Annotated in this window: 18 protein-coding genes; 13 read left to right on the forward strand and 5 right to left on the reverse strand. The window is 61.6% G+C overall.

Annotated features, from left to right (window positions below; genetic code table 11):
* Positions 1-27 precede the first annotated feature (27 nt).
* The 10 genes from gcvT (at position 28) to L888_RS0102265 (ending at position 11,810) form a co-directional block, all read left to right on the forward strand.
* The gene (gene gcvT, locus L888_RS0102220) at positions 28-1,113 is read left to right on the forward strand and encodes a glycine cleavage system aminomethyltransferase GcvT (RefSeq protein WP_027951699.1); all 1,086 of its coding nucleotides are present in this window, start codon (positions 28-30) and stop codon (positions 1,111-1,113) included.
* Positions 1,114-1,378: 265 nt separating this feature from the next.
* On the forward strand, positions 1,379-1,738 hold the full coding sequence (gene gcvH / locus L888_RS0102225; protein ID WP_005846880.1) for a glycine cleavage system protein GcvH: 360 nt from the start codon (positions 1,379-1,381) through the stop codon (positions 1,736-1,738).
* Between the two features lie 19 nt (positions 1,739-1,757).
* Entirely contained in the window at positions 1,758-3,098 is a 1,341-nt protein-coding gene (gene gcvPA / locus L888_RS0102230; RefSeq protein WP_027951700.1) for an aminomethyl-transferring glycine dehydrogenase subunit GcvPA, read from the forward strand.
* Positions 3,099-3,113: 15 nt separating this feature from the next.
* The gene (gene gcvPB, locus L888_RS0102235; RefSeq protein ID WP_027951701.1) at positions 3,114-4,514 is read left to right on the forward strand and encodes an aminomethyl-transferring glycine dehydrogenase subunit GcvPB; all 1,401 of its coding nucleotides are present in this window, start codon (positions 3,114-3,116) and stop codon (positions 4,512-4,514) included.
* Positions 4,511-5,830 (forward strand): dihydrolipoyl dehydrogenase, encoded by a 1,320-nt coding sequence (lpdA, locus tag L888_RS0102240; protein ID WP_027951702.1) that lies wholly within the window; start codon positions 4,511-4,513, stop codon positions 5,828-5,830. The genes gcvPB and lpdA overlap by 4 nt, the downstream gene beginning before the upstream one ends.
* Before the next feature lie 514 nt (positions 5,831-6,344).
* The gene (locus L888_RS0102245; RefSeq protein ID WP_027951703.1) at positions 6,345-7,271 is read left to right on the forward strand and encodes a glucosaminidase domain-containing protein; all 927 of its coding nucleotides are present in this window, start codon (positions 6,345-6,347) and stop codon (positions 7,269-7,271) included.
* A gap of 91 nt (positions 7,272-7,362) precedes the next feature.
* Positions 7,363-8,604 carry a M64 family metallopeptidase gene (locus tag L888_RS0102250; protein WP_027951704.1) on the forward strand — a complete coding sequence of 414 codons (1,242 nt, stop codon included), beginning with the start codon at positions 7,363-7,365 and terminating at the stop codon, positions 8,602-8,604.
* Between the two features lie 4 nt (positions 8,605-8,608).
* Positions 8,609-9,211, forward strand: coding sequence for a tetratricopeptide repeat protein (locus L888_RS0102255; RefSeq protein ID WP_027951705.1), 603 nt, complete (start codon positions 8,609-8,611; stop codon positions 9,209-9,211).
* Positions 9,212-9,238: 27 nt separating this feature from the next.
* Positions 9,239-10,027 carry an EFR1 family ferrodoxin gene (locus L888_RS0102260; RefSeq protein WP_027951706.1) on the forward strand — a complete coding sequence of 263 codons (789 nt, stop codon included), beginning with the start codon at positions 9,239-9,241 and terminating at the stop codon, positions 10,025-10,027.
* A gap of 25 nt (positions 10,028-10,052) precedes the next feature.
* A complete protein-coding gene (locus L888_RS0102265; protein ID WP_027951707.1) occupies positions 10,053-11,810 on the forward strand; it encodes a M6 family metalloprotease domain-containing protein in 1,758 nt (585 codons plus the stop codon).
* Here L888_RS0102265 and L888_RS0102270 read toward each other — a convergent pair.
* From L888_RS0102270 to L888_RS0102280, 3 genes are all read right to left on the reverse strand, one after another.
* Complete coding sequence (locus L888_RS0102270) at positions 11,807-12,139, reverse strand: cupin domain-containing protein (RefSeq protein WP_027951708.1); 333 nt, start codon at positions 12,137-12,139, stop codon at positions 11,807-11,809. The two genes, L888_RS0102265 and L888_RS0102270, sit on opposite strands and share 4 nt — an antisense overlap.
* 169 nt (positions 12,140-12,308) lie before the next feature.
* Positions 12,309-13,829 (reverse strand): BACON domain-containing protein, encoded by a 1,521-nt coding sequence (locus tag L888_RS0102275; protein ID WP_027951709.1) that lies wholly within the window; start codon positions 13,827-13,829, stop codon positions 12,309-12,311.
* A gap of 22 nt (positions 13,830-13,851) precedes the next feature.
* Positions 13,852-17,181: a TonB-dependent receptor gene (locus L888_RS0102280; RefSeq protein ID WP_027951710.1), complete on the reverse strand. Its 3,330-nt coding sequence runs from the start codon at positions 17,179-17,181 to the stop codon at positions 13,852-13,854.
* A 1,083-nt stretch (positions 17,182-18,264) separates the two neighbouring features.
* Here L888_RS0102280 and rplU point away from each other — a divergent pair.
* A complete protein-coding gene (gene rplU / locus L888_RS0102290) occupies positions 18,265-18,582 on the forward strand; it encodes a 50S ribosomal protein L21 (RefSeq protein WP_005846909.1) in 318 nt (105 codons plus the stop codon).
* Between the two features lie 17 nt (positions 18,583-18,599).
* Positions 18,600-18,890 (forward strand): 50S ribosomal protein L27, encoded by a 291-nt coding sequence (gene rpmA / locus L888_RS0102295; RefSeq protein ID WP_005846911.1) that lies wholly within the window; start codon positions 18,600-18,602, stop codon positions 18,888-18,890.
* Positions 18,891-19,021: 131 nt separating this feature from the next.
* On the opposite strand, the gene L888_RS0102300 is transcribed toward rpmA, so the two are convergent.
* Together L888_RS0102300 and L888_RS0102305 are read right to left on the reverse strand one after the other, a co-directional pair.
* Entirely contained in the window at positions 19,022-19,666 is a 645-nt protein-coding gene (locus tag L888_RS0102300; protein WP_027951711.1) for an HAD family hydrolase, read from the reverse strand.
* A complete protein-coding gene (locus L888_RS0102305) occupies positions 19,641-20,423 on the reverse strand; it encodes a carbohydrate-binding module family 20 domain-containing protein (protein ID WP_005846915.1) in 783 nt (260 codons plus the stop codon). The genes L888_RS0102300 and L888_RS0102305 overlap by 26 nt, the downstream gene beginning before the upstream one ends.
* A gap of 145 nt (positions 20,424-20,568) precedes the next feature.
* Between L888_RS0102305 and mltG the strand changes: the two genes are divergently transcribed.
* Positions 20,569-21,615 carry an endolytic transglycosylase MltG gene (mltG, locus tag L888_RS0102315; protein ID WP_027951712.1) on the forward strand — a complete coding sequence of 349 codons (1,047 nt, stop codon included), beginning with the start codon at positions 20,569-20,571 and terminating at the stop codon, positions 21,613-21,615.
* Positions 21,616-21,648: the final 33 nt, after the last annotated feature.

A 21,648-nucleotide genomic window follows, 5' to 3' on the forward strand; every position in this document is an offset into this window, starting at 1 on the left:
GAAGCAACAATCCAAACCTGTCCCTATATGAACAAACGAACCTGTCTCTACGAGCGCCACCAGGCCATGGGTGCGCTCATCCAGCCCTTTGGCGGATTCGACATGCCCATACAGTATTCATCCATCATCGACGAGCACCAGGCCGTGCGCCGGCATTGCGGCGTGTTCGACGTGTCGCACATGGGCGAGGTGGTGGTGCGCGGCCGCGACGCCGAGCGATACGTGAACCACATCTTCACCAACGACGTGTCGGGCGCCCCCCTCTACCAGATTTTCTACGGCATGATGCTCTATCCCGGCGGCGGCACCGTGGATGATTTGCTGGTCTACAAGATGGGCAACGAGGAGTTTTTTATCGTTATCAATGCAGCCAATATCGACAAAGACGTGGAGTGGATGCGCCGCCATGCCGAGGGGTTTGACGTGGTGCTCGACCACGCTTCCGACCGCTACGGCCAGCTGGCCGTGCAGGGACCGGAGGCCGAAGAGGTGATGGAGCAGGTGCTTGCACTGCCCTGCCGCGAGCTCTCGTTCTACACGGCGAAGACCCTTGAGGCCGCGGGCGAGACCGTTATCGTGAGCCGAACAGGCTACACGGGCGAGGACGGGTTCGAGATCTATGGCTCCCACGCTTTCATTGTGGCCCAGTGGGATCGGCTCATGGACAGCCACCGATGCACGCCCTGCGGCCTGGGCTGCCGCGACACGCTGCGCTTTGAGGTGGGGTTGCCGCTCTACGGCGACGAGCTCTCGCCCGACATCTCGCCCGTCATGGCGGGTCTCGGCATGTTCTGCAAGCTCGACAAGCCTGAGTTTATCGGTCGCGAGGCCCTCGTGCGGCAGAAAGCCGAGGGCGTGACCCGCCGTCTGCGCGGCATCGAGATCGACGACCGTGCCGTACCGCGCCACGGCTACAAGGTGATGGCCGACGGCCAGGAGGTGGGCGAGGTGACCACCGGCTACCGCCTTATCTCCGTGGACAAGAGCTGTGCCGTGGCCTTAGTGGACAGCCGTCTGCAGCTCGGCGACCGCGTGGAGGTGCAAATCCGCAAGAAGCTCTTCCCCGGCACCATCGTCAAAAAGAAGTTCTACGAGAAGCATTACAAGAAGTAACAGCCCACCTCCACCTACCCCATAACAGCCCATCACCCTTATAACAGCCCACCCCCACCTACCCCATAACATCCCATCACCCTTATAACAGCCCACCCCCACCTACCCCATAACAGCCCATCACCCTTATAACAGCCTATCCCCACCTATCACCTCCTGTCAGGTATAGGTGTAGGGGCCGGCCTACGGGCCGCCCCGCACGCTTGAAACAAGCGTTCGCCATCCCCCGACAACAACCCTATTTTAAACCTAAAAATACATCATCATGACTTATTACAGCGAATCACACGAATACGTGCGCGTGGAAGGAGAGTTTGGATACATCGGAATCACCGACTATGCACAGAAAGCTTTGGGCAACATTGTCTACGTAGACATGCCCGAAGTGGACGACGAGGTGACGGCCGGAGAGGACTTCGGCGCCGTGGAGAGCGTGAAAGCTGCCAGCGACCTCACCTCGCCCGTGAGCGGAACAGTGGTCGAAGTGAACGACGCGCTGGCCGACCGACCCGCCCTCATCAACGAGGACGCCGCCGCCAACTGGCTCATCAAGGTGAAGCTCGCCGACCTTTCGGAGCTCGACGCCCTGATGAACGAGGAGGATTATCTGGCCACCGTGCAGTGACCCCAACCGCCAAACGCCTATGTTCAAGTATTTTCCACACACCGATGCCGACATCCAGCGCATGTTGGCAGTGGTGGGCGTGGGCTCGATGGACGAGCTCTACGCCGACGTGCCACGGGAGGTGAGGCTGCAAGGCGCCTACGACCTGCCCGCCGCCATGAGCGAGACGGAGGTGCGCCGCTTCTTCGACGGCCTGTGTGCAGCCAACAGCGTGAAGACCTGCTTTGCTGGAGACGGCGTCTACGACCACTACATCCCGGCCGTAATACCCCAGATTGTGAGCCGCTCGGAGTATCTCACGAGCTACACGCCCTACCAAGCCGAGATCTCGCAAGGCACATTACACTACATCTTTGAGTACCAGACGATGATGGCACGGCTCACCGGAATGGACGTGTCCAACGCCTCGATGTACGACGGCGCCACGGCCACGGCCGAGGCAGCGATGATGGCTTGCGGCATCGCCCGCAAGTCAAGGCGCGTGCTCGTGGCCGAGACGATAGACCCGAAAGTGATGCAAGTGGTGCAGACCTATGCCCGCTTCCATGGCATCCGGCTCGACATCATTCCCCAGCACAACGGCGCCGCCGACCTTTCCACCCTGCCCTCGCTGCTGGCCCAGGAGCCCACGGCGGGCGTTATCGTGCAGCAACCCAACCGTTACGGCATCATCGAGGACTTCGACGATGCGGCCGACGCCTGCCATGCGGCCAAGGCCCTGTTCATCGTCAACAGCGTGGCGGCCGACCTGGCCCTGCTCAAGACCCCCGGAGAATGGGGAGCCGACATCGCCGTGGGCGAGGCCCAGAGCCTCGGACTGCCCATGGCCTGGGGCGGTCCTTACCTGGGTTATCTCTGCACCACGGAGAAACACATGCGCAAGATGCCGGGGCGCATCGTGGGGCAGACCGTCGATCAGGACGGCCGGCGCGCCTACGTGCTCACCCTGCAGGCCCGCGAACAGCACATCCGACGGCAAAAAGCCATGTCCAACATCTGCTCCAACGAGAGCCTCATGGCCCTCTGGGCCACCATCTACATGGCCCTCATGGGCAAGCAGGGACTGCGCGAGGCGGCCCAGGCAGGCTGCGACGGCGCCCACTACCTGCACCGTGCGCTGCTGTCCACGGGCCGCTTCAGCGAGGCTTTCCCCGGCCGCGAGTTTTTCAACGAGTTCTGTCTGCGCTACGACGGCGACCTCGAGGCCCTGCAACAGCGGTGGCTCGACGCCGGTTTCTTCGGCGGCGTGCGCGTGGCCGACGACGTGGTGATGCTGGCCGTCACCGAGCAACGCACCCGCCAAGAGGCCGACACGCTCGTGGGCCTCGTGCCCGAGGCCGCACCGGCACCACATATATAAATAAGGAGGAGCACTATGAACAACAAGCTATATTCACATCTCATCTTCGAGCTCGGCCGTCCGGGACGCGTGGGCTACAGTCTGCCCGCGTCGGAATTTCCCCGCCACGAGCTGCCCGCCAAGGCATGCCGCGGGCGGGCAGCCGGTCTGCCCGAGTGCGACGAGCCTACCGTCGTGAGGCATTACACCAACCACAGCGGCAACAACTTCGGCGTGGACAACGGCTTCTACCCGCTGGGGTCGTGCACGATGAAGTACAATCCCAAGATCAACGACGAGACGGCCGCCCGCCGCGAGTTCCAAAACCTGCACCCGCTGCAGCCCGACGCCACCGTGCAGGGTGCGCTACAAGCCGAGAAACTGCTGTGCCGGCTGCTGGCGGCAGTGACAGGAATGGACGCCTTCACGCTGAAGCCCTGCGCCGGCGCCCACGGCGAGCTCACGGGGCTGATGGTGATTCGCGCCTACCACGAGAGCCGGGGCGACACGGGCCGCACCAAGGTGCTCGTGCCCGATTCGGCCCATGGCACCAACCCTGCCTCGGCAGCCGTGTGCGGACTGGAGGTGGTCGAGGTGAAAAGTCTGCCCGACGGCACCGTCGACACGGCCGACCTCGAGACCAAACTCGACGACACCGTGGCGGCTATGATGATGACCAACCCCAACACGCTGGGCCTTTTCGAGCACCGCATCGTGCACATTGTGGAACGCGTGCACGCCTGTGGCGGACTGATGTACTACGACGGGGCCAACCTGAACCCGCTGCTCGGCGTGTGCCGGCCGGGCGACATGGGCTTCGACGTGCTGCACGTGAACCTGCACAAGACCTTTTCCACGCCCCATGGAGGCGGCGGACCGGGCAGCGGGCCCGTGGGCGTGCGCCGCGATCTGGAGCCCTTCTTCCCCACGGTGAACCCCTACCACGGCAACTTCCTCGTGGAGCTGCGCGCCCTGGCCTACCTGCTCACGCTGGGCCGGGAGCACATCGGGCAGGTGGGGCCGCTGGCCACGCTCAACGCCAGCTACATCAAGGAGAGCCTGCGCGACGTCTACGAGCTGCCCATCGGCGGGCTGTGCAAGCACGAGTTCGTGTTCGACGGCCTGCGCGACAAGTCGACCGGCGTCACCACAATGGACGTGGCGAAGCGCCTGCTCGACTTCGGCTTCCATGCCCCGACCATCTATTTCCCCATGTTGTTCCACGAGGCGATGATGATTGAGCCCACCGAGAACGAGAGTCTGGAGACCATCGACCGCTTCATCGCCGTCATGCGGCAGATAGCTCGCGAGGCCATCGAGTCGCCCGAGGTGGTGAAGACGGCCCCGCACACGGCCCCCATCTCGCGCGTGGACGACGTGCTGGCGGCCCGCGAGCCCGTGCTCACCTATCCCGAAACCCAACCCACAGAACCATGAACACCGACATTCTCATCATCGGCAGCGGCCCGGGCGGCTACGAAACGGCGGCCTACGCCGCACGCCTGGGCCGCGAGGTGACCGTCGTGGAGGAGCGGCTGGCCGGCGGCACTTGCCTCAACTGCGGCTGCATTCCCACCAAATCGCTCGTGCACGACGCCCGGCTGGCCGTCGCTGCCACCGACAAGGCGGCCCGCTTCGCCGCCGCCATGGCCCGCAAGAACGGCGTGGTGGAGACCCTGCGGCAGGGTGTGGAGGGACTGTTGCAGCAGCCCGGCATCCGGCTCGTCAGGGGCCATGCCCGGTTCGTGGCCGACCGCACCGTCTGCGTGGGCCCCGAGCACATCGAGGCCCGCCACGTCATCATCGCCACGGGCTCCGAGGCCCGCATGCCCCCCGTGCCCGGACTGGGCGCGGGAGAGCGGAGCCCACGCGTGGTCACCTCCGAGCAATTGCTCTCCCGTCAGGAGCTTCCCGCCTCGCTTTGCATCATCGGAGCCGGCGTCATCGGCCTGGAAATGGCCTCGGTGTTTGCTGCCTTCGGCTGCGAGGTCACGGTGGTGGAGTATCTCAAGGAGTGCCTGCCCACCATGGACGGAGAGCTGGCTCGCCGTCTGCGCAAGGCGCTCGACAAGCAGGGCATACGCTTCTGCATGGGGGCTGCGGTGCAGCGTGTCGAGGGCGACAACGTGGTATGGCTCGATGCCAAGAAGCAGACGGAGGTGCGGCTGCGGGCCGACGCCATCCTCGTGGCCACGGGCCGGCGGCCCCGCACCGAGGGGCTCGGGCTGGAGTGCACGGCCATCGGCGTCACTCCGGTCGGCATCACCACCGACGACAACCTGCAGACCACCGTGCCGGGCATCTATGCCGTGGGCGACGTGAACGGCCGGCAGATGCTGGCCCACGCCGCAACGTTCCAAGGAATGCGCGCTGTAAACCACATCATGGGCCGTCAAGACGCGATACGGCTCGACGTGATGCCGGCCGCTGTGTTCACCCAACCCGAGGCCGCCGCCGTGGGACTCACCGAGGAAGCGTGCAAGGAGGCGGGGCTGGACTACGCCTGCCACAAGGCCATCTACCGGGCCAACGGACGGGCACAGGCCACCGAACAAACCGACGGGCTGGCCAAAATCATCTGCGATGCCGACGACCGCATCATCGGATGCCACGTGCTCGGGGCCGACGCGGCTGCCTTGGTGCAGGAGGTTGCGGCCCTGATGAGCCTCGGCATCACCCGCCAACGGCTGGCCGACATCGTACACATCCACCCCACGCTCAACGAAATCCTGCTCGATGCCGCCCGGCATTGAGGGTTTCCAATACCCTTTCGCACCACCCGCTCACCCGTTTTGTACACTGCATCCATGTGTTTTGCCGATTGGATTTGCATGTCCCATTGATTGGATTTGCGTGTCTTGTCCGCTCGATGGCGCGTGCATGCAGATGCCTATCCGTGGGCATCTGTGTGCTTCTGTGGCCTAAAATAATGGGCGTGGCACCGTCCCCGGCCAACCATCGTGCCGCAAAGGCCAAACCATTGCGGCGTAATCGCAACGCGGCGACGGCGTAAACGCAGGGCGATTACGCCATAATCGCCTTGCCATAATCCCTGCTTTCACATGCCACAACCCTGCTTTCGGCCTTGCCGGAACCCTCACAACAGGTTCCGGCAAGGCCGAAAACGTTAAAAAGGGGGCTTTCTCCCTGATTGTTTCACTATTTTCGTATCTTTGCAAAACCCGTCAAAAACGGGAGGAACGCCCACAACAAAAGGGCCCACGACCCGTTACGGGCGAGAAAGATTCCCGTCAACACCGAGAAGGCATGCACCATCTGAAACAACTCTTATGCACCATTGGCTTCGTCTGCGCCCTGCTGCCCGCCCGCGCCCAGATGAAGTGGAACCAGCAATACCAGCTTTATTTCGACCAGTACAAGGACTTGGCCATCGAGGAAATGCTGCGCTACCGCATCCCGGCAAGCATCACTCTGGCCCAAGGCGTGTTTGAAAGCCGGGCCGGACTGAGCGACCTGGCCACGCGGGGAAACAACCATTTCGGCATCAAGTGCCATGGCTGGACGGGCCGCACCATCGCGCAGGACGACGATGCCGTGGGCGAATGCTTCCGCGCCTACGACAATGCACGCCAGAGCTACGAGGACCACAGCCGCTTCCTCTCGGGCAATGCGCGCTACGCCCGCCTGTTCAGCCTCAGCCCCGGCGACTACCGCGGCTGGGCGCAGGGCCTGAAAGACTGCGGCTACGCCACCAACCCGCGCTACGCCCAGAAGCTCATCGAGATTATAGAACTGTACGGTCTGCACCAGTACGACCAGGCACGGTCCTACGACAAGTTCCTGGCACGGCGGTCGGGCATAGACCAACCGGCCCAGAGCGGCGGCCGCCTGCACCCCATCAAGATATACAACAAGAACTATTACATGGTGGCACGCGAGGGCGACACGTTCAAGTCCATCGGCAAGGAGACCGATCTCTCGGGCCGAAGGATTGCCAGATACAACGAGCGCGGCTACAAGGACGTGCTGCACGAGGGCGACATCATCTATCTGAAAAAGAAACAGAAGCGGGCCGACAAGGCGTTCAAGCGCAGGCCGCACACCGTCCAGCCGGGCGAGAGCATGTACTCCATTGCCCAGCTGTACGGCATCAGACTGAAGAGCCTGTACAAGAAAAACCACCTCACGCCCGACTATCAGATACGCGTGGGCGACCGGCTGCGCGTGTATTGAGCCACCCGCCGCAACGCCGGCAGCCCGGAGGCCGCAACCCCCGAACTCCACTTTGACAGACCATCAACCCATCACACCACACCAACCACCCATGAGAAAGCTCATCCTCTGCATGGCCATGCTGCTCCTGACAGCCGTCGGGGCCACGGCGCAAGACTTCGACCGCTACTTCCAGGACAAGACCTTGCGCATCGACTACATCTTCTCCGGCGACCGCAACACCCAGCATCTGGCCCTCGACGAGCTGATGGTGGAGCCCCGCTGGTACGGCAAACGCAGACGGCTCGCCGAGGTGCCCGTGGAGGGCAACGGGCAGATCACCGTGCGCGACCACCGCACGGGCCGGGTGATCTACCGCAACTCGTTCTCCACTCTCTTCCAGGAATGGCAGCAAGAACCCGAAGCCCTGCACACCACCAAGGCGTTCGAGAACGTGTTTCTGGTGCCCATGCCCAAAGATACGGCCGACGTAACCGTCGACTTACGCGACAACCGGCGGCAGGTGTGCGCCCGGTTCACCCACCAGGTGGTGCCCACCGACATCCTGATACGCCCCATCGGGCAGCACGGCGTCACGCCCTACGAGTTGCTGCAACAGGCTGCCGACACCGCCAACTGCATCCACCTGGCCTATCTGGCCGAAGGTTATCGGGCCGAGGAGATGGGCGCTTTCATCGCCGATGCGCGGGCCGCCATGGAGGCATTGTTCGAGCACGAGCCCTTCAAGAGCTCGCGCAGCAGGTTCAACATTGTGGCCGTGAAGTCGCCGTCGGCCGAGAGCGGCGCCAGCAACCCCGGCAAGGGCATCTGGAAAAACACGGCCCTCCACTCCCACTGGTACACCAATTACAGCGAGCGATACCTCACCACGTCGCACCTCAAGGACATGCACGACCTGCTGGCCGGCACGCCTTACGAGCACATTCTGGTGCTGGTCAACTCCGACGGCTACGGCGGCGGCGGCATTCTCAACTCCTACATCCTCTCGACCACCCGCAACGCGTGGGCCAAACCCGTGGTGGTGCACGAGTTTGGACACAGCTTTGCCGGGCTGGCCGACGAGTATGCCTACGACGCCGAGCCCGTGGACCTCTACCCGCTCGACGTGGAACCCTGGGAAAAGAATATCACCACGCGCGTGGACTTCCGCGACAAGTGGGAAAATCTGCTCGGCAAAGACAAGGCGGCGGGCTTCTACGAGGGGGCCGGCTACAAGCTCAAGGGCGTCTACCGGGCCTATGAAGACTGCCGCATGCGCACCAACGAGACGCCCGAGTTCTGCCCCGCCTGCCGCCAAGCCCTGCAGGCGCTCATCGACTTCTACACCCGATAAGCCCATGCACAGCCAGTGCCGCCGGCTGCGTGCCGCCCTCGTGGCAGCGGTTCTGCTGCTGTCTGCCGCCGCCCCAGCCCGGGCACAGACGGCAGACAGCGAGCAGCTGGGCCGTGCCATCGACTATTTTCAGAGCGGCAAGTACCACGAGGCACGCCTCATTCTCCAGCGGCTCGACGGTCGCTACAGGCTCAATCCGCGCTTCCGCGCCTACCTGGGCGTGTGCCATTACTACGCCTGGGCGTATGCAGAAGCCGCCGCTTGCCTCGACTCCGTCATACCCCGCCTCTCGGCTTTTGCCCCCCAAGAGCGGTCGTTCTACTGCTATGCGGCCGCCGAGAGCCACTTCCAACTGCAACAATACGACCGTGCCCTGCCCCTGTACGAACAGATGTTGACGCTCTGTCAGGACAACGAAAAGGCCGATGCGTACTATCGGGAGGGCTTCATTTACATGTACCGGGAGGACTGGATAGCGGCTCTCGACCACTTCCAGAACGCTCTGGTGTACTACCGCCGGTACCGGCCCGAAGAGACTGCACGCGTGGCTCAAATCAGGAACATGATTCAGGGGTGTTGCGAGAAAATAAAGAATAAGCACGGCTAAATGCTTTATTTTTAGTAACTTTGCCGCATGATATTCTATTTTTCAGGCACCGGCAACACCAAATGGGCGGCCTGTCGGCTGGCCGAAGCCACCGGCGAGACGCTGGTCTGCATGTCCGAGCGTCCTGAGGAACCCGTGGTCTGCGACCTGCAGCCGGGCGAGCGCGTGGGCTTCTGCTTCCCCGTCCACGGATGGCGACCGCCGCAACCGGTGCGCCGCTTCGTGGAGAGGCTATGTCTGCAAGCGGCCGCGGGCCACTATGTCTACGCCCTCTGCACCGCGGGCGACACCATCGGGGAGACCATGCGCCTCTTCGAGGCCGACCTGCGGGCCCGCGGCATCGGGCTCGACGCCGTCTTCTCGCTGCTCATGCCCGAGTCGTACGTGGGACTTCCGTTCATGGATGTGGACACCGCCGCCAACGAGAAGCGCAAGCAGCAGGAGGCCGCCGCGCGGCTGAAAGCCTACACGGCCGACATCGTGGCCCGGCGCAGCAGCCGCCCCCGGCTCGACGTCGGCCGCTGGCCGCGCGTCAACTCGCGGCTCCTCGGCAGCTTCTTCGTGCACTGTCTCATCACCGACGGGCCCTTTCGCGTGGACAGTTCGCGCTGCGTGAAGTGCGGCATCTGCGCCGACGTATGCCCTGTTGGCGACGTGGTGGGCGGCTTGGGGCACGAGCCCCGGTGGCGGCACGACGGCTCGTGCCTCACCTGCTTTGCCTGTTACCACCACTGCCCGCACCACGCCATCGAGTACGGACGGCGCACGCGGCACAAAGGCCAGTACTTCTTTGGCCGGCCACACACTTCACATTAACCTCTTACCCCAACACCAAAACAACATGAAGAAAACCATTTTCACCCTGGCCATCGGCCTGTTCTCGGCCTCTGCCATGCACGCCTGCAAGGCCTGGCCCTACCCCATGACCTTTACACAGAGCGACGGAAGCCAGATTACCGTCGTGCTCCACGGCGACGAACACTTCAATTGGTACACCGATCTGCAGGGCAACGTGCTGCGCCGCAAGGGCAACGACTTCGAGCCGGCCGGCGTCACAGCCGAGCAAATCGAGACCCGCGCCGCCGCCGCACACCGCAAGGCCGCCCGCCACAGGGAGCCCATCGCCCCGGCAGCCAACCTCTTTCCCCACACGGGGTCGCCCCGCGCCGTGGTGATTCTGGCCCAATATCCCGACCAGCCCTTCACCTTGCCCAACCCGCGGGCCTCCTTCGACCAGTACCTCAACGGCACATCGCCTGCCGGGCCCGTGGACATGGGGCATGGCGAGCAGTACAACCGCGGCAGCGTGAGGCAGTATTTCATGGCCCAAAGCGACTCGACCTTTGCGCCACAGTTCGACATTTACGGCCCCATCACCCTGCCCCGAAACATGGCTTACTATGGCGGAACCAGTGACAACGGGCAGGATGAACGCGCTTCAGAGCTCGTGGCAGACGCCTGCACGGCCGTGGTCGACTCCGTGGACCTTGCCCAATACGACGGCGACGGCGACGGCAACATCGACCTGGTGTACGTCATTTATGCCGGTTATGGCCAGAGTTCGGGCGGTCCGGTGGAGACCATGTGGCCCAAGGCCATGTGGGGATCGAGCGGCAAAAAGTACGACGGCAAGGGCATCAACCGCTGCGGCATCAGCAACGAGCTGCTGGGATACGAGGGTGTCAACGGCTACATCTACAACGAAGACCACACCGACTCCACGGCCATCAGGCGCATTAACGGCATCGGACTCTTCTGCCATGAGTTCTCACACTGCCTCGGTCTGCCCGACTTCTACCCCACGGCAGGCAGGGCACAGGGCATGGACAACCAGGGCATGGAGGACTGGAGCCTGATGGACAGCGGCGAATACGTCTACCGCGGCTACTGTCCCACGGCCTACACCGCCTGGGAGCGCGAGGCCATGGGCTGGGGAGAGATACGCCCCATCACCGAAGCCGGGCAGTACCGGCTCACCAATATCTTCGAGGGCGGGCATGCCGTAAAGGTTGTCAATCCCACGAATGCCCGCGAATACTACGTGCTCCAGCTCTTCGAGGACAAGGGTTGGAACGTGCGCATGGCCCGCGTGGGCTCGAGCTACAACCCCCAAACACGCGGATTGCTCGTCTATCACGTGAATTATGACAACAGCTTCATGCTCTCCAACAACACCGTGAACAACGCCGTGGGCGCACCGCGCATGACTGTTGTGCCGGCCGACGGCACACTGCTCACCAGCTATCGCGTCAACAACAAGAAGCCGGGATTCGGCATTACCTCGCGGCAATACGCCGAGAGCCTGCACGGCGACCTGTTCAGGGAGGACGCGAGCTTCGCCCAAGGCGGCGGTTTGCCCAACGGCGCGTGGTGGACGGCGGCCGCCGAGACACCGATTTACAACATCAATTACAAGGATGGGGCCGTCTACTTCGACTACCTGAAACGGGTGGCCGCCACCGGCATCGACCGCCGCACAGACGACAAACGGCCGTCGACGGACAAGATTTATACCATCGACGGCCGCTGTGTCGGCACTTCGGCCGACGGTTTGCCCCACGGCATCTACATCCGCGGCGGCAAGAAGTTCGTGATTTAACGGTGCTTGGGCACCACGGCGAAGTAGACGAGGTCGTGGTCGGTCAGGTTTTCCATGTAGTGGCTGTGCCCCATCGGGCAATAGTGGCACTGGCCGGCGCGGCACTCCTCCACCGTGCCGTCGTAGTGGAACGTGGCCACACCGCTTACGACGAACACCACCTCGCAGTTGCCCTCGTGGGTGTGCAGCCCGCTGGAAGCCCCGGGACGTAGCGTGGAATACATGATTTTCACCTTGTCGTCTGCGTAGTTGCGGGTGTCGAGACGGCCTTGCCCACCCTTGAAACCCTCGACATGGGTCTCTGGAATCTTGTCGAAATCGATAATCATAACGTTTGTTTTAAAAGCTTTCCGGCCGCCGCCCCAGCGGGTCTGCACGGCGCAGTTGCAAAGACAATCAGAAAGTGGAAACTCCATGCAGGGGCTTCCACTTTCTTGTTTGTCGGTATCGGGCGGCCCTGCGGGTCACCCGGTTCCGGTGTCAGACGGCTCGCCGGGCTTACTTCTTCGAGAAGAAGAAGCCGCCGCCCATCTGAATCGTACCCTTATAGGTCGTTTTATAGCCTATCATCGTGATTTCGTTGCCCTCGGCAATGCCGGCCGTCGTGAGGAAATTCTTCTTTGCATCGCCCGTAGCGCCATAGCCGGGCATGCAGCCGTAGACGTAAACCTTGGCGTCGCCGCTCTCCAAATCGAAGTTGCCGTAGGTGGTATTCTTGATGTTTGCCACCTTGCCCGACACCTTATAATATACGTTCAGGTCGTCGGCCTTGGTCAGGAACTCGGCCACCGACACCTCGGCAACGGCCTGAAGTTTCTCCAACGTGGGTGTGAGCATCTCAATAACCTCCTTGTATTGGCCGCGCTTGCCCACGAGAGTAACGATGTCTCCCTCCTTGGCGCCCGTGGCCGGGAAGTTCGGGAAACCGTAGACATAGGTCTCTCCGGAGAAGTCTTTGATGTGGAAACGGCCCTTGGCGGCATCGTCCACCTTGGAGATGACACCCGTCAGGCGGTACATCGTATTGCCCACCGGGGCGGCATTGAACTCGGCCACGGTAGCGGCCACGATGGCTCCTTTCTGTACAAGCTCGGCGGTCGACGAGTATTCTTTCTTGCCATCGGTGGTGCTGAAGGTGATGGTAGTGGTGCGATCACCGCCCGCATTGGCCGCAACCTTGAAGATGACGGTGGCCGTGGTGCCGCTTTGCTTGATGGAAGAGATGGAGAGCCACTCCTTGGCGTCCTCGGGAATGCCGACCGACACGCCCTGACCCTTGCACGTAAGATGGGCCACCAGCTCGCCGCCCTCGAGCGGCAACGTGTTGCCCACGGTGCCGGCCACCTCGGTGGAGTCCACCTTGATGAGCGACTTGTTGATCTTCTCCACGGTAACATTCACCAGTTCGACGGTTGTTCCATAGGTCTTCTTGGGGCCGGTGACGGTAATTTCATCGCCCACCTCGATGCCGAGGCTGGCAAAATTCTTCTCGGCTTTCTTGGCGTCGAGCGTGCCGTAGATGTAGATCTGGCCTGTAGCATCGGTGAGATACCAGTTGCCGTAGACGGTATTGGAGATGCCTGTACAGATACCCGTCACACGATAGCTCTTGTTGTTGGGTCCGGCAATCACCTCGGCGCAGGTCACGTCGGCCGGTTTGACCACGCCCTGCTGGATGTTCAGGTGCTGCGTCTGGCCGTTGCAGTGGAGCAGCACCTCGCCGGCACGCCCGCCGGGCTCGGCTGCAGCCGAGAAGACGAGCTCGGTTTCGCCGGCTGCCCCCGCAACCTTCGAGATGCCGAGCCACTTCAGGGAGTCGTCCTTGGACACCACTTTCTCCAGCGTCCAGTCGCCCGTAGCGGTCACGGTGATGGTATCTGCGCCACCCTTGACGGGGATGGTCACATACGATTTAGAGACCTGAAGGTTTCCGAGCGCATCCTTTACATAGTCGTCCGAGCAGCCCGTCAGCATGGCCAGCAGCCCGAACAGAGCCGGAATGATATGTTTGATTTTCATGATTGAGTCTTCGGTTTAAACATTAATTGAACATGTACTTGATGCCGATGGAGGCGTACCAGCACTGGCCGATGGCGTGGTTGGGGGTCCAGGTCTTGGTGTTGCCGTTGATGGAGCTCGGCGTAGAGAAAGTGGCATAGCCGTCGGCGTCCACGCCCTCGTAGTTGAGGATGCGGGCTTCGTTGCCTATCTCGGGGTTGAGCGTCTTCATCACGCCCCAGCTTGAGTTGAAGAAGTTGAGCACATTCTTCATGTCAAAGCTGAGCTGGAGCACGTGCTTGGTCTTCGCCACGTTGAGCTTGAAGTCGTGCTTGTAGCTGAAATCGATGCGGTGCACCCAGGGATTGTACACGCTGTAGGCCTCGGCATACTTGCCTTGACGGCCTTTCAGGTAGCCGTTGGCATGCACATAGTCCATGAAACGAGCCTTGTCGTCCTCGGTTTTGAAACGGAATTCGTTGTTGGCCACCTGGGCGTCGGTGGGCACATAGATGGCATCATAGTTGTAGCCGTCGCCGTTCATGTCGTTGGTTGTCATGTAAGAGTAGTTGTAACCGCCGCGCCAAGTCTCGTAGATGAGGCTGTAGTGGTTGCCGCTCTTGTCGTGCGAGGTGATGGAAGCCACGAAGCGGTCGGGCGTGACATACTGCGAATTGTGCAGCCTCACGTGGTTGGGACCGTCCACGGTGGCCATGTAGTTGAGCACGGACGAGGCGTTGGAGCCGGGCATGCCGGTGATTTCCTTGGACACGGTGTGGGTGTAGGCGGCCATGAGTTCGAGGCTCTCCACGGGGCGTGCGTTCACGCTGGCGTTGAAGATCCAGCCGTAGCCCTTGTGAGTGTTCTCCAACATGTAGGCCGACACGTTGCGCTGGAAGCCCTTGGGGAACAGGGGACGCGCGTCGGCTCCATTGAGCCGGGCGAAGCCGTCCACGCTGGGCACGCTCCAGTCGCTCAGCATCACGCCGTAGACTGTCTTGTTGAAAATGCCCTCGACGGTCATGGAGAGGGGGAAGCCCACGGGGAAAGAGTAGTCCACGGCCAGCGACGTTTTCCACACCTGCGGCATCTTGAACTTGGGGTCTACGCCCGAGATGGCCGAGGGAACGGTGCCCTCCTCAGGGGTGATGGTCGTGGGATAGCCCAGGCTGGCCAGCTTGTTGTAGAGGGCTGCGGCCGAGGCTTGCCCGCCCTCGGTGACGAGGCCGCCGGCAAACTGCGTCATGTCGATGTACCGGCTGCCGTCGGCATCGGTCGTGGTGGGGCCGGTGTACGAGGGCATGAGCGTCTGTTTCTTCTTGCCGTCATACACTTTTGTCCTGGCGTTGAGCTGTGCCTGGTACTGCACCATGCCCGAATTGGTGGGCATGTTGGTGAAGAACACGAGGGGCAGCCGGCCCGAGAAGAGGCCCGAACCACCGCGCAGCTTGAGGCTCTTGTCGCCCAGCACGTCCCAGGTGAAGCCCACGCGGGGCGACACGGTGAGGCTTGACGAGGGCCACTTGCCGGTGTCGATGTGGCGGCCGAAGTAGTCCAGCTCGTAGATGGCCTTGTTGGTTGTCAGGTCGCCGTTGTCGAAGAAGAGGCCATCGAGACGCAGTCCGTAGGTCAGCTTGAAGCGGTCGTTCACGGTCCACTCGTCCTGCGCGTAGACGCCGGCCTTGTTGAACTGCACGCGTGCGGCGGGGTTGCCCACGCCGTTGTAGCCGTAGGTGAGACACACAATCTCGGGCGTACCCCCGTTGAGGAAGTCGTCGAGCGAGTCGTAGCGGTAGTAGCCCGTTCCGTTGCGCATGTACTGATTGTCGGCCATCTGGTGCTCAAAGCTCAGTCCACCGATGATTTTGTGGTTGCCGGCATAGTAGGTAAGGTCGTCCTTGACGTTCCACACCTTGTTGTGCACGGCGTTGTTCCAGGTGAAGAGCTCGTATCCGAGCGAGATGTAGGCCTGTCCGTCCTTGAGAATATCAATGAAAGGGAACTCGCTCGAGTTGCTTGCACGCAGGTCGTCGAGCTTGGAATAGGTGGCCAAGAACTGGTTGGACAGGTTGTCTGAGAAGCGGCTGTTGAGGTCGAGCGAGAACGAATGCACCAGGTTGTCCATGGCATACATGGTGTTGGCATAGGCCATGGAATACTGCGAGAGGCGTGCGCCCGACACGCGCGAGCCGCCGTCCATCGACGTGGCGTTGGGCGAATTCCAGGCGCGATTCTTCGTGTAGTTGTAGCGGAAAGCCAGATGGTGCATGTTGTTGATGTTCCAGTCGAGACGGGCCAACAGCTTGTAGTTCTTCTCATCGGCAGGGAAATTGGTGTAACTGCCCGTGTCGTAACCGTACTTCTGCCTCACAAAGTCGGACACTTTCTGCAGGTCGGACAGCGTGGTGCGCGACACATAGTTGTCGGCATCGGCCACTCCATTCTCGGAGCCGCGCCAACGATTGACCACAGTGGGCGTGACACTCATCTCGCCGTTGACGAAGAAGAAGAGCTTGTCCTTGAGGATGGGGCCGCCAAAGGTCATGCCGTAGGTGGTGCTGCGGTCGGTCTCGCGGGCGCCGGCAATGGCCTCATGGTCCACGGCGTCGCCGCGCATCTGCTCGTTGCGGTGGTAGATGTAGGCCGTTCCCTTGTAGGTATTGGTGCCCGACTTGGTGATGGCGTTCACGCCGCCGCCGATGAAATTGGTCTGGCGCACGTCGAAAGGCGACACCACCACCTGCATTTCCTGGATGGCGTCGATGGAGATGGGGTTGCCGCCGCCGGGCAGCCGGCTGCTCAGTCCGAAGTTGTTGTTGAAGCTGGCACCGTCTACCGTGAAGTTGGCCGTGCGGCCGTCGGTGCCGCCGAAGCTCATGCCGTTGCCGCCGTAGGGCGAAAGACGGGTGATGTCGGTGATGCTGCGGCTGACGGTCGGCATGTTGAGCATCTGGTCATTGGAGATGTTTGTCGAGGCGCCGGTCTTCTCCGTGGTGAACTTCGTGGCCTTGGCCGACACCACAATCTCGCCCAGCTGCTGCGCGTCCTCGGTGAGCGAGCTGTTCAGGCTGTAGGTCTCGCCCAGCTGAAGGGTGACCCCTTTCACATCCTTGGTCTGGTAGCCGATGTAGCTGATGCGCACCTCGTAAGGGCCGCCGGGGCGCATGCCGTTGATGGTGTACATGCCTTTTGCATTGGTCACGGCCTGATAGCGCGTGCCCGAAGGCGTGTGGATGGCCTCGATCGTGGCTCCAACGACGTCCTCGCCGCCGGCCGTGACCCTACCATTGATACCAGAAGTTGTGATCTGGGCCGTCATTGATGCGGCAAACATCAATACCATGGCCATCAGAAAGAACAATCTTTTCTGCATAAGATGATATTAAATTAAAATTAAAACCTTGGGGCAGAGACCCCGTCTTTTACCTTTCTTGTGCAAAATTAAGTAAATTATCTCAATATTATGTTATCATTTCGTTAAAAAACAAGCCGTAAGCGAAATTATTTTGAAACAGCCGCCTTGGCGGCAGAAAACGAGCGTGCGCAGGGCTCCGGCCGGCCCTGCCACCGCCTCCAGGCACGGCCGGCCCTACGGCCACGGTGGCAAGTGCGGGCCGCCACGGCGGCGGGTGCGGGGCTCCGCGGCAAGATGGTCCTACGGCCACGGCGCAATCGCGAGGCGACAACGGTGCAAACGCAAGGCCGCTGCGGCGTAAACGCGGGGCGAATACGGCGCAATCGCAGAGCCCCCACGGCGCAATTGCGGCGCGGCGCACCTACACCTTATTATATATATGCCGCCCACGACGGCCCGCACCGGCGGCGAGGGGGCTGCGTCCGAAGATTCACCACAAGGCGGAGACCGACAAGTTGGCAGCCGTCCGGAGATTGGCCGCGGGGCTTGACCCATGTCAAGCGCAGGGCCCCCGCGGGTTGACCCACGTCAAATTCGGCCCCGAAAAAAGCAGAAAAACGGGCAAAACTGTTGCACGTACCGAAGAATGGCCCTACCTTTGCACCCGACAAAGTGAACATATACAGGCAAGAAGATTGCAGGATAACATCGGGCACACGTGCGTGCCCCAAGAAAAGAAAGGAAAAGAAAGATGAAAAATTTGATGAACAACATGAGAAACGTATGGTCCAAAGTGGTGCGCAGCTACGCCGCCTGCATGCGCATATACGGCGAGGGGCTGCTCCGCGGCGGGTCTTACGGATGTGCATAGAGACTTCTCAACAGGTAGAACATAGAGGCAGGGCTGCCGCATCGGACCACGAAATCCGGGCGGCAGCCTTTTTGTTAAATTCTTATAATTCGGAAAGAAATCCATGGCACGGCAACGTGCATGTCGGTCTTTTTTCGTAATTTTGCAGCTGATTCATTCCGTGGAGGCCCGAAAAAGCAGGGGCGTCAGGCCACTCGCCTTGCGGAGAAACCCGTTTTTTATAAATAAACATGTACGCAATTGTAGAGATTAACGGTCAGCAGTTCAAGGTCGAGGAGGGCAAGAAGCTCTTCGTGCACCACATCAAGGATGTGGAGGCCGGCAAGACTGTTGAGTTTGACAAGGTGCTGCTCGTAGACAAAGAGGGAGCAGTGACTGTCGGCGCACCGCAAGTGGAAGGTGCCAAAGTGGTTGTAGAAGTGGTGAACCCGCTGGTCAAGGGCGACAAAATCATTGTTTTCAAGATGAAGCGCCGCAAGGACTCGCGCAAGCGCAACGGCCACCGCAGCCAGTTCACAGAGGTAGAAGTTAAACAAGTAATCGCTTAAATCAGGAGGAATTCATCATGGCACATAAGAAAGGTGTAGGTAGTTCTAAGAACGGACGCGAGTCGGCTTCACAGCGTCTGGGCGTCAAGATTTGGGGTGGACAGAAGATTGTGGCCGGCAACATCATCGTTCGCCAGCGCGGCAACAAGCACTTCCCCGGCGAGAATGTGGGGCAAGGCAAGGACGATACGCTGTATGCCCTGGCCGACGGCGTGGTGTACTTCCACAGAGGAGTCCGCGACAAGAGCACCGTGTCGGTGCTTTCGCCCGAGGATTACGCCGCCAAGACCAAGAAGGCCGAGGCTTAACACAATCCCGACTTATTCCAAACAAACATAGAAGCCCGCTCCTTTTAGAGCGGGCTTTCTGCGTGTGGAGCGGCGAAAGGGCGGCCGGAGGTCCCGGCCGGAGGTGCAGACGGCGGCGGGATGGCCGCCGTTCAGCCGAGGGCGAGGATGTCCTCGGGGCGGCGCACCAGCGTGGCGGCGCCGTGGGCCCGCAGGAACGGCTCGTCGCGGAACCCCCAGAGCACGCTGATGCAGGGCATGCCGCAGTTGCGTGCCGTGTCGATGTCGACGTCGCTGTCGCCGATGTAGACGGCAGTTTCAAGGGGCATTCCCAGCTGGCGCAGGGCCTCGAGCACGGTGTCGGGGGCGGGTTTGCGGCGGATGTTTTCGCGTTCGCCGATGGCCACGGCCACCTCGTCGCCGAAGAAGTGGCGCACCAAGGCCTGCGTGGCAGCGTAGAACTTGTTGCTCACCACGGCCACGCGGCGGCCGCGCCGACGCAGCTCGGCCAGCAGTTCGGGCACGCCGTCGTAGGGCCGCGTGGTGTCCAGGCTGTGGTCAAGATAGTGCCGTCGGAAGGCGGCATACACCTCGTCGAACTGCGCCTGGGGGCACCCCTCAGGCACGGCACGCTCCATGAGCTTCCTCACGCCGTTGCCCACGAAGCGCCTCACCTCCTCCACCGTGCGCTCGGGCAGGCCGTGAACGCACAGCGCATAGTTGCAGCTCGCCGCCAGATCACCCAGCGTATCGAGCAGAGTGCCGTCCAAATCAAATATATAGCTCTCGTAAGTCATAGTCGGTCGTATGGTCTTCGTTCAGCAGTTCGTCGTGAAAGGTCAGCGTCGTGGCGGTGCGCACGTTGCCGCCGTAGACCACGAGCTGGTCGCCCGTCTCCAGCCGTCGCAGTGCGGTGCGGCGGTTGTCGCCCCGCTCCCACTCCACGATGTCGTGCGTATGGTCGTCCACCACCACATACTTGAACGCCACGGGCAGCCCCAGTGCGTAGGCGTTGATAGAGAGCATCCAGTCGCCATCGCCCACCGGATACATCTGCAAATAGCGCTTTTCGCTCCATGCTCCCAGGGCGGCGTCGCTGCCCAGCAGGGCCACGGAGCGGCCCGCCGGCACGTGGGGAGCCGACACGCGGAAGATGACCGAGCGGTTGAACTGCGGCACGTCGCACAGGCGCATCAGCGGGCGGCGGGGCCGGCGGACGGCAAAGAGATAGTGTTGCAGCGAGAGGTCACGCCAGATGTCCTCGAAAATGTAGTTGCGCGACTCGTCGCAACAGTAGAGACGCGGCACGGCGGCCCACTCACGGCGCATCAGGCGGCCCGCGTCGTCCTCCACCTGATAGTGGTACGCCAGGTAGCGCACGGCCTGGCGGGGCAGCGGGCGGGCCGTGGTCTCAAGCCGCCACAGCGTGCCGTCGTCGGTGTGCATGGGCAGGTCGAGGCTGCGGCCGTGGCCCCCGGCGTCCAGATAACGCAGGCACACGTGCACCGACTGGCCGAAGGGCGCCCGATAGGAAATGCTGAATTGGAGTTTCATGCTGCAAAGTTACGACAAAGAAACGAAGTGAAGCACAAAAAACGACGCCAAAATGCCGCCGCCGACACGAAAGTTGGAAGTCGAAAGTTTTGCCATGTCGCCGTTTTGGCGTACCTTTGCACCGTTTAAAAAGACGACAAAAATCATGAAGAAAGACATGAAAAGAAAATACCTCCTGCCGGCCGCACTCTGCCTGTTGCTCATGGCCGGACTGGGCTACTACTACTTCTTCACCTCGTTCACGGGCAAGGCCGAGACCTGTTATGTCTGCATTGACGAGGACGACAACTACGACTCGCTCATGGCCAAACTGGGAACTGTCGCCCAAAAGCACAGCCTACACGCTTTCAGCACTCTCTCGCGCCACAGCAACCTGGCCAAGCACGTGCACACGGGACGCTATGCCGTGACCCCGACGACCGGGGCTTTCAGCCTGTTCCGCCACATCAAGAACGGCATGCAAGAGCCTCTGGCCCTCACTGTGCCCAGCGTGCGCACCATGCAGGACCTGGCCGGCACGCTGGGTGCGCGGCTCATGGTGGACAGCGCGCGGCTGGCCCGCGCCTTCACCGACGAGGCGGTGTGCCGGCGTTATGGTTACGACACGGCCACCATCGCCGCCCTCTTCATCCCCAATACCTACAACATCTACTGGAATACATCGGCCGAAGCCCTCATGGAGCGTATGCAAAAGGAGAACCGCCACTTCTGGAACGAGGAACGAACGACCAAGGCCAAAAGCCTCGGGCTCTCGCCGTTGCAGGTCGTCACGCTGGCCAGCATCGTCGATGAAGAGACTGCCAACAACGCCGAGAAGCCGATGATTGCCGGCATGTACTACAACAGGCTCATGCTGCGCGACGCTGAATATCCCGAGGGCATGCCCCTGCAGGCCGACCCCACCATCAAGTTCGCCTGGCAAAACTTCGCCCTGAAGCGCATCTACAACAGTCTGCTGCGCATCGACAGCCCCTACAACACCTACCGTTTCCCCGGTCTTCCGCCGGGCCCGATACGCATTCCGTCGGTCGCCGGCATTGATGCCGTGCTCAATCTGGTGCGTCACGACTACCTCTACATGTGTGCCAAGGAGGACTTCAGCGGCACGCACAACTTTGCTCGAACCTACGCCGAGCACATGGACAACGCCCACCGCTACGCCGACGCCTTGAACAAACACGGAATCAAATAGGCTTCCCGCGAGAGAAGCACCCAAAAAGAAAAT

The sequence above is a fragment of the Hallella seregens ATCC 51272 genome (assembly GCF_000518545.1).
In the GTDB taxonomy this organism is placed as follows: Bacteria; Bacteroidota; Bacteroidia; order Bacteroidales; family Bacteroidaceae; genus Prevotella; species Prevotella seregens.